At 72.2% G+C, this 14,090-nt stretch carries 14 protein-coding genes; 12 read left to right on the forward strand and 2 right to left on the reverse strand.

The features are described from left to right. Window positions 1–120 precede the first annotated feature (120 nt). The 9 genes from BCF44_RS19950 to BCF44_RS19990 all read left to right on the forward strand — a co-directional run bounded on the left by BCF44_RS19950 (window position 121) and on the right by BCF44_RS19990 (window position 9,874). Window positions 121–1,764: a class I adenylate-forming enzyme family protein gene (locus tag BCF44_RS19950; protein ID WP_211353112.1), complete on the forward strand. Its 1,644-nt coding sequence runs from the start codon at window positions 121–123 to the stop codon at window positions 1,762–1,764. A 27-nt stretch (window positions 1,765–1,791) separates the two neighbouring features. After that, window positions 1,792–2,379 carry a TIGR03086 family metal-binding protein gene (locus tag BCF44_RS19955; protein WP_116175818.1) on the forward strand — a complete coding sequence of 196 codons (588 nt, stop codon included), beginning with the start codon at window positions 1,792–1,794 and terminating at the stop codon, window positions 2,377–2,379. Window positions 2,380–2,658: 279 nt separating this feature from the next. Beyond that, complete coding sequence (locus BCF44_RS19960) at window positions 2,659–4,389, forward strand: non-ribosomal peptide synthetase (protein ID WP_116175819.1); 1,731 nt, start codon at window positions 2,659–2,661, stop codon at window positions 4,387–4,389. Further along, window positions 4,386–5,159: a thioesterase II family protein gene (locus BCF44_RS19965; protein ID WP_246015300.1), complete on the forward strand. Its 774-nt coding sequence runs from the start codon at window positions 4,386–4,388 to the stop codon at window positions 5,157–5,159. The genes BCF44_RS19960 and BCF44_RS19965 overlap by 4 nt, the downstream gene beginning before the upstream one ends. After that, window positions 5,156–6,355, forward strand: a complete 1,200-nt coding sequence (locus BCF44_RS19970) for a cytochrome P450 (RefSeq protein WP_116175820.1) — start codon at window positions 5,156–5,158, stop codon at window positions 6,353–6,355. Before BCF44_RS19965 ends, BCF44_RS19970 begins: the two co-directional genes overlap by 4 nt. Window positions 6,356–6,429: 74 nt before the next feature. Next, a complete protein-coding gene (locus tag BCF44_RS19975) occupies window positions 6,430–6,996 on the forward strand; it encodes a DUF3090 domain-containing protein (protein ID WP_116175821.1) in 567 nt (188 codons plus the stop codon). 7 nt (window positions 6,997–7,003) lie between these two features. Next, complete coding sequence (locus BCF44_RS19980) at window positions 7,004–7,798, forward strand: SCO1664 family protein (protein ID WP_116175822.1); 795 nt, start codon at window positions 7,004–7,006, stop codon at window positions 7,796–7,798. A gap of 82 nt (window positions 7,799–7,880) precedes the next feature. Next, window positions 7,881–8,207 carry a YciI family protein gene (locus tag BCF44_RS19985; protein WP_116175823.1) on the forward strand — a complete coding sequence of 109 codons (327 nt, stop codon included), beginning with the start codon at window positions 7,881–7,883 and terminating at the stop codon, window positions 8,205–8,207. Beyond that, window positions 8,195–9,874 carry a DUF6596 domain-containing protein gene (locus BCF44_RS19990; RefSeq protein ID WP_379801612.1) on the forward strand — a complete coding sequence of 560 codons (1,680 nt, stop codon included), beginning with the start codon at window positions 8,195–8,197 and terminating at the stop codon, window positions 9,872–9,874. The genes BCF44_RS19985 and BCF44_RS19990 overlap by 13 nt, the downstream gene beginning before the upstream one ends. Here BCF44_RS19990 and BCF44_RS19995 read toward each other — a convergent pair. After that, a complete protein-coding gene (locus tag BCF44_RS19995) occupies window positions 9,871–11,043 on the reverse strand; it encodes a trans-sulfuration enzyme family protein (RefSeq protein WP_116175824.1) in 1,173 nt (390 codons plus the stop codon). The genes BCF44_RS19990 and BCF44_RS19995 overlap by 4 nt on opposite strands. Before the next feature lie 62 nt (window positions 11,044–11,105). Here BCF44_RS19995 and BCF44_RS20000 point away from each other — a divergent pair, with 62 nt between their 5' ends. From BCF44_RS20000 to BCF44_RS20010, 3 genes are read left to right on the forward strand one after another with little or no spacing between them, the layout of a single operon-like run. Then, window positions 11,106–12,533 carry an aminotransferase-like domain-containing protein gene (locus BCF44_RS20000; RefSeq protein WP_246015301.1) on the forward strand — a complete coding sequence of 476 codons (1,428 nt, stop codon included), beginning with the start codon at window positions 11,106–11,108 and terminating at the stop codon, window positions 12,531–12,533. Window positions 12,534–12,590: 57 nt separating this feature from the next. Continuing rightward, complete coding sequence (locus BCF44_RS20005) at window positions 12,591–12,905, forward strand: hypothetical protein (protein WP_147328548.1); 315 nt, start codon at window positions 12,591–12,593, stop codon at window positions 12,903–12,905. A gap of 15 nt (window positions 12,906–12,920) precedes the next feature. Further along, a complete protein-coding gene (locus BCF44_RS20010) occupies window positions 12,921–13,319 on the forward strand; it encodes a RidA family protein (RefSeq protein WP_116175826.1) in 399 nt (132 codons plus the stop codon). 1 nt (window position 13,320) lies between these two features. On the opposite strand, the gene BCF44_RS20015 is transcribed toward BCF44_RS20010, so the two are convergent. Then, window positions 13,321–14,082, reverse strand: a complete 762-nt coding sequence (locus tag BCF44_RS20015) for an SDR family NAD(P)-dependent oxidoreductase (RefSeq protein ID WP_116175827.1) — start codon at window positions 14,080–14,082, stop codon at window positions 13,321–13,323. Window positions 14,083–14,090 lie beyond the last annotated feature (8 nt).

Below are 14,090 nucleotides of genomic sequence, written 5' to 3' on the forward strand. Positions count from 1 at the left end.
GTGGTTGAACGCGGTGTTGTTCGATCACGGATCCGTGGCGCATCCTTGGGCCTCGCCGCGGCCGGGCGGCTCACTGCCCGATTCGCGCTTTTCGTTATCAATTCGTGGAGGGGCACAGTCATGACGGACGGATACATCACGCTCGGCGGCCGCTGGCACAAGCTGATGCGCCGGGCGTTCGCCGGCCGCGGCCTGTGGATCGGCGAGATCTTCCACAACGCGGCCCGCAGGCACGGCAGCACCACCGTCGAGCTGGACCGGCCGCTGGCCTGCGTGTCCGACGACCGCCTGGTGCTCACAGTGGCCGACCTGGCCGAGATCGTGGACGAGCTGGCCGCGCGGCTGTGGGCCGCCGGCGTGCGGCCGGGCGACCGGCTGGCGATCCACAAGACCGACAACTTCGACATCGCGCTGCTGGCGTGTGCCGCCGCCCGGATCGGCGGCGTGCCGGCGATGCTCTCGCCCGCGCTGGACGGCGACGTCGTCGGCAAGCTGCTCATCCGCATCGACCAGCCGTGGCTGATCACCGACGCCGAGACCCTCGACGGCAAGCTCGCCGACGAGCGCGTGACCGAGAAGTCCCGGGGAGTCCTGCTGTCCTCGGGCGGCCCCCGGCCGGGGACGGTGTCGCTGGCCGCGCACGCCGGGGCGGCCACGCCGGCGCCGGTCCGCCAGGGCCTGCGGGCGCCGATGCTCGTCACGCACAGCTCGGGCACCACCGGCGTGCCGAAGCTGGCCGTGCACTGCCCGGAGGGCCTGTGGCACCGGGTCGCGCCGCAGAAGATCATCGCGTGGCCGATCCGCGGCCGGGACAAGGCGTTCCTGTCCATGACGCTGGTGCACACCCGCTTCTACATGGCGCTGGAGATGTTCCTCAGCCGCGGCAACCCGATGGTGATCGCCGTCGACCCGGACCCGGCCAGCATCGGCCCGCTGCTGGTCAAGACCCGTCCCGGTTTCCTGGAGACGCACCCGAACACGTTCGTCGACTGGGAGGTGCTGGCCGACGCGCCGGGCTCGCCGCTGGGCGGCGTCCGCTACTTCCACGCCGCGTTCGACGCCATCCACCCGCGGACCATGGCGAACATGTTGAACGCGTCCAAGCGCCGCAACCCGCTGTTCTTCCGGTTCTACGGCCAGTCGGAGATCGGCCCCGTCTCCGGGCACTGGTACACCCGCCGCAGCGCGCCCAAGGCCGCCGGCCAGTGCGTCGGCTTCCGGCTGTTCGGCTTCATCTCCATGCGGGTCGTCGACGACGCCGGCCGGCCGCAGCGGCCCGGCGGGCACGGCCACATCGAGGTCCGCGGGCCCAGCGAGATCCTCACGTACCTCGGCGAGGAGGACCGCTACGCCCGCGAGGTGCACGACGGCTGGTGGCGGATGGGCGACATGGGGTACCTGGACCGGCTCGGGCGGCTGTACCTGCTGGACCGGGAGGTCGACCAGATCGAGTCGCTGCCCAGCAACCTCGAGGTCGAGGACGTCCTGATGTCGCGGCTGCACGAACTGCGCGAGGTCGTCGTCGTGGCCGACGGCGAGGGCCGGCCCGTCCCGGTGATCGCCACCCGTGACGAGCGTCCGCTGCCCGCCGACCGCTGGGCCGACGCCGTCCGCGACATGCCCGCGATGGCCCCCGTCGTGCACGCGCCGTACCAGCAGCTGCCGTACACCGCGACCCGCAAGATCCGCCGCAGCGAGCTGTCGCGTCGTCTCGCGGCGGGACTGATCGACGACCTCTCCCGTACAGTCGGTAGCCACGAGTAACGGATGATCAACGGAAGGTGATTCTCGATGGACTACCGGCCTGGCAACCGGCGCGCGCTCGAGCTCGTGGGTGAGATCGTCGCGCGGGTGCGCCCGGACCAGCTCGGCAATGCCACGCCGTGCGCGCCGTGGACGCTGGGGGAGCTGCTGGAGCACGTGGTCAGCCAGAACATCCGGTTCGCCGCCGCGGCCCGGGGCGAGGATCCCGACGTCGCCTGTCCCTCCGACCGCGCCGACCTCGGCGGCGACCCCGGGCGGGCCTTCGCCGAGTCGGCCAAGCTCGTCAACGAGGCCTTCGCCGCCCCCGAGCTGGTCAACCGCCTGGTCGTGCTGCCCGAGCTCCCCGCCCCGCTGCCCGGCATGGTCACCGTCGGCTTCCACCTCACAGACACCTACGTGCACGGCTGGGACATCGCCGTCTCCGCCGGCGTCGAGTTCGCGCCTCCGGGCGACCTGACCGCCGCGGTGCTGGACCGAGCCGCCAAGATCCCCGACGCCGCTCGGGCCGAGGGCGGCCCGTTCGGCCCGGTGGTGTCCACGGATCCGGGCACCGGCGACGTGGACAAGGTGCTCGCCCTGACCGGCCGCGTGCCGGACTGGTCGCCAACCGACTGACCGGCACTCGCAGGCATCGTCCTGGCCCCAAAAACCCACCTTCCGACCGCCCGGGAAATCTTCGGATTTCCCGGGCGGGTTTCTGTTCGAACGCGTATTTCCCGTGCTTGAACACCGGGCGGCCTGTCAAGGGATCGGCGTCGGTCACGCCGGGACTCCTGCCGACCGCATATCCGTGTTGCGTCCCCGCGTCGGCGTCGCCTCTAATGGCCCGAGGAAACAGGCGTCGTCGCCGTTTCCCCACAATTGTCGACGTGCGGTTTCGCGCAAGGAGCATCGATGATCCAGTCTGTGCATTCCCCCGTGCGCGGGGTCGACCGTCTGGCCGACGCCGTGACGCGATGGTCCCGTCTCAGCGGGAACGCCACCGCGGTGTCCGCGGCCGACGGCGAACTCACCTTCACCGAACTCGCCGAGCAGGTCGCGGCGCTGGCCGGCAAGCTGGCGGCGCACGGCGTCGGCCGGCGCACCCCGGTCGGTCTGCTGCTGGGCCGCTCGCGGCTCGGCCTGGCCAGCCTGCTCGCGGTCTTTTCCCTTGGCGCGACGGCGGTTCTGCTCGACGAGCGGCACCCGTCGGAGCGGATCGGCTTCGCGCTCCGCGACACCGGAACGCGAGTGGTGCTCGGCGAGCGGGCCGACGCCGGCCTGCTTCCCGGCGACGTCAAGCTGATCGACCCGAACACGGCGGGCGTGCACCCGGCCGAGCCGGTCGTGCCGGAACCCGAGGACTGCGCGTACATCGTCTACACCTCGGGCACGACCGGCTGGCCCAAGGGCGTGGAGGTGACGTACCGCAACCTCGGCACGTTCCTCGACGCGGTCACCACCATCGGCCTGGAGCCCGGCGGCCTCGGCATCAACGCGGTCTCGCCGGCCTTCGACGGCTGGCTCTGGTGCACGTTGGTCTACCTCGTGCACGGTCAGGGCGTCGCCCTGGTGGACTTCAACGCCGCCAGCGGCTCCGGCGACCTCGCCGCGCTGGTCGCCGACCGCAAGCCGGCGACAGTCTGCCTGACGCCGACGCTGCTGGCGGCCCTCGGCGAGATCCCGACCACCGACGTGATCATGGTGGCCGGCGAGGCCTGCCCGCCGGCGCTGCTGGCCCGGCTCGCCGACACGCCCCGCGTCCTCAACGTCTACGGCCCCACCGAGGCGACCATCGCCTGCACCTGGGCCGACACCGCGCGCGGCGACGACCCGTCCACCATCGGCCGGCCGATCCCCGGCTACCGGATCCACGTGCTGGACGAGCACGGCGAGCCGGTCGCCGACGGCGTCGAGGGGGAACTGCACGTGGCGGGCCCGGCCGTCAGCCGCGGCTACCGCAACCAGCCGGAGCTGACCGCGGAGCGGTTCGTCGCCGACCCGGACGGCGAGGGGCGCATGTACCGCACCGGCGATATGGTCGTCGTTCGGCCGGACGGCCAACTGGAGTACCGCGGCCGCGCCGACGCCCAGGTGAAGGTCCGCGGCTTCCGTGTGGAGCTGCGGGAACTGGAGCAGGTTGTGGCCGAGGTCGACGGCGTCGCCTCCGTCGCCGCGTTCACGGTGTCCACAGGGGACAGTCTGGGCGTCGCTGTCACGGTGCTCGACGGCATGGACGTGGTCGACTGCGTGACCAGGATCCGCGTCCGCTGCGCCATCCGGCTGCCCGACTACCTGCGGCCCACGGCGGTCGGCGTCGTCGACGCGCTGCCGGCACTGCCCACCGGCAAGGTCGACCGCGAGACGTTGAAGAACACGGTCCAGCCGGAGGTCGAGGGCAGCGCCCCCGCCACCGAGCGCGAGCAGCAGGTCTGTGCAGTGTGGAGCGACGTGCTCGACCGCCCGATCAACGACGTGAGTGCGAACTTCTTCGAGGTGGGCGGGCACTCGCTGCTGGCCGCCCGCACGGTCGGCGTGCTGCGGCGCAGCACCGGCCTGCCGCTGTCGGTCGGGCACCTGCTGGCCGACCCGACGCCGGCCGGGCTGGCCCGCGAGCTCGACGCGCTGGCCGGGAACGCGTCGTGACCGGCTCCTGGCTGATGTCCTGGCACCCGGCGCCGACGGGTCGGCCCACGCTGCTGTGCGTGCCGCCCGCCGGCGCCGGCTGCGCCCAGTTCCGCGCGTGGCAACAGGAAGCGGGCGACGACATCGCGGTGCTCGGGGTCCAACTGCCGGGTCGGGAGAACCGCTGGCTCGATCCTTCGCCCGCCTCCGTCGGCGACGCCGTCGACGCGGTGCTGGCCGAACTGGCCGACCGCGTGGCGCCCGGCCAGCCGCTGGTGATCTTCGGGCACAGCTTCGGCGCGCTGCTGGGGTACGAGATCGCCAAGGCGCTGCTCGCCTACGGCCGCACGCCGCCGAAGGCCCTTGTCGTGTCGGCGGTCCGTCCACCCGAGCACTGGGTGGCGCAGAGCCCGGGACGGCGGCTCGCCGACGACGGCCTGGCCGACCTGAACCTGCTGCTGGACGCACGCGGCCTCAGCGCCGACGACCTCGACGAGGACAGCCGCGAGCTGATGCTGGAGGTGCTCCGCCGGGACGCCGAACTGTCGGCCAGCTACCACCCCCGCTGGGGAACCGGCATCGTCTGCCCGCTCGAGGCGTGGGGCGGCACGGACGACGCGACCGTCCGGGCCGACCACGTCGCCGGCTGGGCCGACTACGCCGACGGCGGATTCCAGCAGCGCATGTTCCCCGGCGGCCACTACTTCTGCCTCGAAGACCCCCGCACCGCCCTCCAACTGCTCGGGCCGATGACCGTCCAGGTCCCCGCCATGGAAGGAAAGACACGATGACGCGGACACAGGCGGTCGACCTGTGCGACCCAGACCTGTTCGCCAGCAACGAGTTCTGGTCGGCCTTCGCCTGGCTGCGGGCCAACGACCCGGTGCACTGGCACGAGGAGCCGGAAGGCCCCGGGTTCTGGGCCGTCACCCGGTACAAGGACATCACCGCGGTCTACGCCGACCACGAGTCGTTCAGCTCCCGCTACGGCATGCGCCTGGGCAGCAACGCCGACGCGGTCGCCGCCGTCGCGCAGCGGATGCTGATCGTCTCCGACGTCCCGGACCACACCCAGCTCAAGCGGGTCCTGTCGCGGGCCTTCGCGCCCGGCGAGATGCCCCGCCTGGAGCAGGTCGTCACCCGGGTCGTGCGGCAGGTCGTCGCCGAGGCCGTCGAGACCGGCGAGCTGGACTTCATCGAGGTGGCCAAGCTGCTGCCCAACTACGTGGTGTGCGCGGTGATGGACCTGCCCCGGTCGGAGTGGGCCTGGGTCGGCCAGACCACCACCGACGCCTTCGAGGGCGCGGACGAGCAGACCCGCAGCGGCGCCAACAGCGAGATCTTCCTGTACTTCGACGACCTGGTGCGCCAGCGCCGCGGCAGCGACGCCGAGGACTTCATCAGCCGGATCATCCGCGAGCCGCGGGTGGTCGACGGCGGCGAGCGCCTGCTCACCGACGAGGAAGTGATCTTCAACTGCAACGGCGTGCTGTCCGGGGCCAACGAGACCACCCGCTACTCCACCGCCGGCGGCGTGCTGGCGCTGGCCCAGAACCCCGACCAGTGGCAGGAGCTGCGCGGCGCGTCCGCCGAGGGCATCTCCACCGCCGTCGAGGAGATCCTGCGCTGGACCGTGCCCGGCATGCACACCATGCGCACGGTCACCCGACCGGTGAGCATCGGCGGCGTGGAACTGGCCGTCGGCGACCGGGTGACCAACTGGAACGGCTCGGCCAACCGGGACGAGGAGCTGTTCGCCGAGGCGGACCGGTTCCGGGTCGGGCGGCGGCCCAACCGGCACATCGCGTTCGGCTCCGGGCGGCACCTGTGCCTGGGCGCGCGGCTGGCCCGGCTGGAGATGGCGGCGTTCTTCGGCGAGCTGGTCGAGCGGGTGGCGGCCATCGAGATCACCGGCGAGCCGGTGTTCAACGCGTCCAACTTCACGTGGGGGCTGACGGCGCTGCCGGTGCGGCTGGTGGCCCGGTAGCCGAATCGGACAAACCGCGAACCGGAGGGCACGTGCGGCCCGGGTGGCGCGCGTGCCTTAGGGTCATTACTGCCATGGCTCGTGTCATTCATGTATTCCGCCAGCCCGACCGGTTCGTAGCCGGAACCGTCGGGGAACCTGGTGACCGCACCTTCTACCTCCAGGCGGCCGAGGAAGGCCGCCTGGTCAGCGTGGTGCTGGAGAAAACGCAGCTGTCCGTGCTCGCCGACCGGATCGGCTCGCTGCTGGAGGAGGTGCACCGGCGCTTCGGCGCCGAGGTCCCCGACAGCGCGCCCGACGAGCTGGTCGACACCGAGCCCCTCACGGTGCCGGTCGAGGAGGAGTTCCGCGTCGGCACCATGGGGCTGGGCTGGGACGCCGAGTCCACCGCGGTGGTGGTGGAGCTGCTGGCCGCCACCGAGGACGAGGTGGACGAGGCGGTGGTGCTCGACGACACCGAGGAGGGGCCGGACGCGGTCCGGGTCTTCCTCACGCCGCCGGCCGCCCGCGCCTTCGCCCTGCGCGCCGACCGGGTGGTCAACGCCGGCCGCAAACCCTGCCCGCTGTGCGAGGAGCCGCTCGACCCCAGTGGTCACGTCTGCCCGAGGCAGAACGGCTACCGCCGCACCGAGGACAGCTGAGCCCGCGGTGCTGCCCACCGACCCCGGGGCCCTGGAGCTGGTCGAGCACGGTCGGATCGAGGTGACCGGCCGGCTGGTGGACGCGTCCAACGCGACGCTGTTCGGCGCCATCAGCCACCAGGGCGTGCAGGCCAACTGCGTGTACAAGCCGATCAACGGCGAGCGGCCGCTGTGGGACTTCCCGGACGGCACGCTGGCCGGCCGCGAGGTCGCCACCTACCTGGTGTCCAAGGCGGCCGGCTTCGACGTGGTGCCGCCCACGGTGTTACGGCCCGGTCCGTTCGGGCCGGGCATGGTGCAGCTGTGGGTGGACACCGACGAGGACGCCGACCTGATCGACATCGTCGCCGCGGACGAGGTGCCCGACGGCTGGCGGACCATCCTGCACGCCACCGACCGCTACGGCGACCCGGCCGTGCTGGCGCACGCCGACCACCCGCGGATGCGGCTGATGGCGGCGATGGACGTCGTCGTCAACAACGCCGACCGCAAGGGCGGGCACGTCCTGCACACCGAGGCCGACGCGGTGTACGGCGTGGACCACGGCATCTGCCTGCACGCCGAGACCAAGCTGCGGACCGTGCTGTGGGGCTGGCTGGGGGAGCCGCTGCCGGCCGAGGCCGTGGAGGCGCTGCGCAAGCTGCGGGCCGGCCTGGACGGCGAGGTGGCCGAGCAACTCGCCGAGCACCTCACCCGGCGCGAGGTGTCGGCGCTGATCACCCGCACCGACCTGCTGCTGGCCGCCGGCGTCTACCCGGAGCCCTCCGGCGACTGGCCGGCGATCCCCTGGCCGGCCTTCTGATCGACGTCTTGGGCGCGAAACTGTCCGACCTGCGTGGTTCCATTCGACGTGTCGGTGCGAACCACCGAGACCGGGAGGACACATGCAGTACGCGTTGCTGATCGCCGGCGACCACGAGCCCACGCCCGAGGAGATGGCCCTGGGCTGCGGCGGCTGGTCGGAGGAGATGGAGGCCCGCGGCGTGGTGCGCGGCGGCGCGGGCCTGCGGCCGCCGACCGAGTCGACCACGGTCCGGGTGCGCGACGGACAGGTGCTGCTGACCGACGGCCCGTTCGCCGACACCAAGGAGCAGATCGGCGGCCTGGTCCTGATCGAGTGCGCCGACCTGGACGAGGCGGTGGAGATCGCCGCCAAGCACCCCGCGGCCGGCTACGGGATGATCGAGGTCCGGCCGCTCTGGCAGTCGTGACCGATCCCGTTGCCGATGCCTTCCGCGAGGAGTGGGGCAAGGTCGTCGCCACGCTGATCCGGGTCACCGGCGACTGGGACCTGGCCGAGGAGTGCGCCCAGGAGGCGTTCGCCGCGGCGGTCCGGCAGTGGCCCGTGGAGGGCGTTCCCCGCAAGCCGGGCGCGTGGCTGACCACGATCGCCCGGCACCGGGCCGTCGACCGGATGCGGCGGGAGGCGGTCGGCGCGGCCAAGCTGCGGGAGGTCGCGGTGATGTCGTACGAACCGGAACCGGTTGACGATGCCGGTATCCCGGATGATCGGCTCCGCCTGATCTTCACGTGCTGCCACCCGGCGCTGGTGTTCGAGGCGCAGGTGGCGTTGGCGCTGCGGACGCTGGCCGGCCTGAACATGGCGGAGATCGCCCGCGCGTTCCTCGTGCCGGAGACGACCATGGCACGTCGGCTGGGGCGGGCGAAGGCGAAGATCCGCAACGCCGCCATCCCGTACCGGGTGCCGCCGGCGCGTCTGCTGCCGGAGCGCACGATCGCGGTGCTCGGCGTGCTGTACCTGATGTTCAACGAGGGCTACACCTCGCCGGAGCGGCGGCCGCTCTGCGACGAGGCGATCCGGCTGGCCCGGCTGCTGACCGAGCTGATGCCGGACGAGCCGGAGGCCGGCGGGCTGCTGGCGTTGATGCTGCTGCACGACGCCCGACGCGCCACCCGGCTCGACGCCAACGGCGACGTCGTGCTGTTGGCCGACCAGGACCGGAGCCGGTGGGACGCCGCGCAGATCGCCGAGGGCCGGGCGGCACTGGCGCGGGCGACACGTCTGGACCGGCTCGGGCCTTACCAACTCCAGGCGGCGATCGCCGAAAGCCACGCCACCGGCTCGGACTGGCCGCTGATCGCCCGCCTGTACGAGCAGCTCGCCGCGGTCGTGCCGTCGCCGGTCGTGGCGCTCAATCACGCGGCGGCGGTCGCGATGGCGTTCGGCCCCGCGGCCGGTCTCGCGTTGTTGGACGGGCTCGACATCCCCGGCTACCACCTGCTGCCGGCGACCCGCGCGGACTTCCTCCGTCGAATGGGCCGCCACGCCGAGGCGGCGGTGATATACGAGGAGGCGCTGGGGATGGCGACCGTCGAGGCCGATCGCCGCTTTCTGGTGAAGCGACTGAACGAGACGAGAGGACGGGCCATGGAGCCCAGCGTGATCGAGCGGGGCGAGCAGCCCTACGTCGGCATCCGGCGGACCGTGACGATGCAGACGATCCCGGAGATCGCCGACCAGATCCCGGTGCTCGCCGGCTGGCTCGGCCAGCGCGGCATCGCCCCGGCCGGCGCGCCCTTCCTGCGCTACCTGGTCATAGACATGGCGCGGGAGCTGGTGATCGAGGCCGGTTTCCCGGTGGCGGCCCCGGTCGAGGGCGAGGGCGAGGTGTTCGCCGGCGTTCTGCCGGCGGGTCGCTACGTGTCGGTGGTGCACGTCGGCCACCCGAGCGGCCTGTACGGCGCGATCACCGAGCTCAACGCGTGGGCCGACGCCCAGGGCCTGCGGTGGGACGCCGAGCAGACCCCGGACGGCGACAAGTTCGCCTGCCGGCTGGAGAACTACCTCACCGACCCGCGCGTGCAGCCGGACATGGACAAGTGGGAGACCGAGCTGGCGTTCAAGCTGGCGGACTAGGGGAGCGCCTGCTCGACGTCGGCCCAGATGTCGTCAGCGTGCTCGATGCCGACGGACAGCCGGATCGTGCCCTCGGCGATGCCGGCGGCGCGCAGCGCGTCGGCGTCGAGCTGCCGGTGCGAAGTGCTGGCCGGGTGTAGCGCCATGCTCTCGACCCCGCCCAGTGACGCGGCGAGCTTCACCATCCGGATGCCCTTGGTGAACGTGTAGCCGGCGTCGCGCCCGCCGGCCAAGTCGAAGCTGACCATGCCGCCGAAATCGGCCAGCACCCGCTTGGCCACCTCGTGATCAGGGTGCGTGGCCAGGCCGGGATAGTGCACGGCCTCGACGGACGGGTGCGCGGCGAGCAACTCGGCGATGCGAGCGGCGTTGGCGCAGTGCTGACGCATCCGCAGGGCCAGCGTCTGGATGCCGCGCAGCGTCAGCCACGCCGCGAACGGATCGATCGCCGCGCCCATCTCCATGGTGTGGTGCCAGCCGTCGCGGTACCGCGCGTCGTCGGCGAACACGAGGATGCCGGCGGTGACGTCGGAGTGGCCGCCGAGGTACTTGGTGATCGAGTGCAGCACAACGTCGGCGCCGTGTTCGATCGGCCGGCACAGCAACGGCGTGGCGAAGGTGTTGTCGACGACCGTCAGCAGGCCTGCTTCCTTGCCGGCGGCCAGAAACGCCGGCAGGTCCACGACTCGCGTCACCGGGTTGGTGATCGTCTCCAGGTACAGCATCCTCGTGGACGGCCGCACCGCCGTGGCGACCTCGGCCGGGTCCTCGCCGCGGACGTAGCTGACGTCGATGCCGAAGTGGTCGTGCAGGTAGTTGAGCGTCGCGTACGTGCCGCCGTACAGGCAGCTCAGCGCGATGACGTGGTCGCCGGCGCGCAGCGCGCCCGTCAGCGCGGAGGTGATCGCGCCCATGCCGGACGCCGTCGCCACCGCGGCGGTGCCGCCCTCCAGCGCGGCGACGGTCTCCTCCAACGCGCGGGTCGTCGGGTTGCCGTAGCGGCTGTAGGCGAAGCCCTGGTCGGGGGCGTTGAGCGCGTCCGACAGCGCGTCCGGGTCGTCGAAGCCGAAGTTGGACGCCTGGTAGATGGGCACGCTGATCGGGTGCGAGGTGGGCAGCGGCGGCGTGTGCTGGTGGACCACGCGGGTGGCCGGGTGCTGGGGCGTCATGGCTTCGAGCCTGCTCGGCGGCGGCCGGCCGGGACAGCGCCAATCCCGGCTAGATTGGTCCCGTGACGGAGCCAATCCCGTGGCCGGCGGACCGGCTGGTGGCGCAACTGGGCCGGTGGTCGGCCAGCCGAGGCCCGCTCTACCTGCTGCTGGCCGAGCGGCTGCGGCAGCTCATCGACTCCGGTCAGCTGCCGCAACGCGCGATGCTGCCGCCGGATCGAGTGCTCGCGCAGCGGCTGGCCGTCGGCCGGAACACGGTGGTCGCCGCGTACGAGAGGCTGCGCCAGGACGGCAAGGTCGACCGGCACCAGGGCCGTGGCACCTGGGTGAAGCCGGCCGTGATCGGCGTTCGGCCGAGCGCCGTGCCGGGGACCAATCCGCTGTTCGTGAACTACCTGGAGCCGATGGGGGACGTCCTGTCGCTCGCCTGCGCCGCGCCGCAGGACCCGCCGCCGACGCTGGCCGCGGCCCTGACCAGGGCGATCGGCCGGCTGCCGACGAACGACATCGGCTACTACCCGCTCGGGCTGCCGGAGCTGCGGGTGGCGATCGCCGACCGGTACTGCCGGCAGGGGCTGCCGACGACGTCCGAGCAGATCCTCGTCACCACCGGGGGCCAGCAGGCGCTCGCGCTGATCACGCGCCTGTTCCTGGCCCCCGGGGATCCCGTGCTGGCCCAGACACCGACCTATCCCGGTGCCCTGGAGCTGTTCCGGGAGGCCACCGCGCCGATCACCGGCGTCCTCATCGACGAGCTGGCGGCCGCGATCGTGGCGCACCGGCCGCGGCTGGCCTATGTCAATCCCACCAACCACAATCCGACCGGCGCCACGCTGTCCGGCCTGAGTCGCCGGCGGCTCGTCGAGGCCGCCGCCTCCGCCGACACCGTCCTGATCGACGACGAGGTGCTGGCCGACCTGTCGTTCGACGGCGTCCGCCCGCCCGGGCTCGCCTCGTACGGGTTGGGGCAGGTGCTGACCGTCGGTTCGGTGACCAAGCTGCTGTGGGGCGGGCTGCGGGTCGGGTGGATCCGTGGTTCCGCCGGGGACATCGCGCAGCTCGGGCGGCTCAAGGCGATCCACGACCTTGGCGGCGCCGCGCTGGAGCAGCTGGCCGTCGCCGACCTGCTGCCCGGGCTGGAGCCGATCATCGCCGACCGGGTCGTGGACCTCCGCGTGCGGCATAACCACTTGCGCGCCGAACTGGGGAAACTCCTGCCCGACTGGACGTTCGAGCCGGCCTCGGGCGGCCAGTGCCTGTGGGTGGCGCTGCCGTCCGGCGACGCCTCCGCGTTTGCCCAGGTCGCGCTGCGTCACGCCGTCGCCATCCTGCCCGGGTCGGCCCTCGGCGGCTCCGACTCGCACGTGCGGATCCCGTTCACCGCAACGGTTTCCCTGCTGACCGAAGGCGTGCGCCGCATCGCCGCCGCCTGGCGCGACTACCGCCCGACCACCGGTCCCTCGCCGGCACTACACGCCCTGGTGGTTTGAGGCACGACCGGGTGGTGGCCCTTCCGAGCCCGCTCGCGGCACTGGTAGGCCGGTTGTATGAGGAGAACTCGGTTCGTCGCCGCCACCGCCCTCGCGATGCTCGCGATCACCGCCGTCCCGGCCGCCGCCGCGCCCCCGTCACACCTCGACGGCGTGATGCCGGCGCTGGTCGGCAAGACGGTGTTCGACGCGGACAAGGAGGTGCCGCTCGGCACCCGCCTGCTGCTCGTCGACGGGACCGGGCAGCACCGCAAGGTGATCTGGCCGGCCAACTGGCGCGTCTGCACCCAGAATCCCGCCGGCGGCGCCCCGCTCACGCCCAGCACCGCCGTGACCCTTGTCGTCGTCAAGCTCGAGGAGAAGTGCCCGTGATCATATGATCCGGTCATGGCCGATTCGAACCTGACGCACATCGCCGCGCCCGAAGGTGTCGCCCCCGGCGTCGGATACTCACACGTCGTCATGGGCACCGGGCGGTTCGTCGCGATCTCCGGCCAGGTCGCCCTCGACGAGCAGGGTGACGTCGTCGGCGCCGGGGACGCGGCGGCGCAGGCGCGGCAGGTATTCGCCAACCTCCAGCGCTGCCTGGCCGCCGCCGGCGCGACCTTCGACGACGTCGTCAAGTTCACCTTCTACCTGACCGACATCCGCCACCTGCCGGCCGTCCGCGAGGCTCGTGACGCGTACGTGAACGCATCGCGCCCGCCGGCCAGCAGCGCGGTGCAGGTGACGTCGCTGGTGCGGCCCGAACTGCTGCTGGAGATCGAGGCGTTCGCGGTGATCTGAGTCAGTCGGCGATGGCCCCGCAGGTGATGTTGAGCGAGGTCGCCGTCATGGCGCGGGCCAGGTCGGAGGCGGCGAACACCGCCACGTTGCCGACGTCGGCCAGGCTCGCCGCGCGCTTGAGCATCGTCTTGTCGACGATCATGTCCGTGATCGCCTGCCGGCCGTCGAAGTCCGCGGGCAGGCTCTCCGTGATGCCGCCGGTGTGCAGCCCGAGCACCCGGATGCCGTGCGGGCCGAGCTCGGCCGCCAGTTGGCGACGCAGGAAATCGACCGCGTTGAGCGCCACCTGGAGCCCGCCGATCGAGTAGTCGCGCATCGGCTGGCCGCCACCGTCGCCGCCGAACGTCAGGATCACGCCAGAGCGCTGCCGGATCATGTGCCGGGCGGCCGCGCGAGCGGTCACGAACGTCGAGCGCAGCGCGATGCGCACCGGCCGCTCGAAGTCCTCCAACTCCATCTCGACCAGCGGCGTCCCTTGGTGATCCGCGATGTCGATCACGCTCACCGAGATGTCTACGCTGCCGTCTTCGGCCGCCACCTCGTCCGCGTGCGCATTCACCGCCGCCTCGTCCAACGCATCAACCACCGCCGGCTCCGCGCGCCCGCCTGCTTTCCGAATCCGCTCCGCCACATCGTCGAGCGTCTTCGCCGTACGGCCCGTCAGATGCACCTTCGCGCCCTCGCGGGCGAATGCCGTCGACAGCGCCGTGCCGATCGTGCCCGCTGCCCCGTAGACGATCGCGTTCTTCCCCGCCAACAGCATGCGCCCGC

Origin of the sequence: Kutzneria buriramensis, assembly GCF_003387475.1 — a bacterium.
Taxonomy (GTDB): domain Bacteria; phylum Actinomycetota; class Actinomycetes; order Mycobacteriales; family Pseudonocardiaceae; genus Kutzneria; species Kutzneria buriramensis.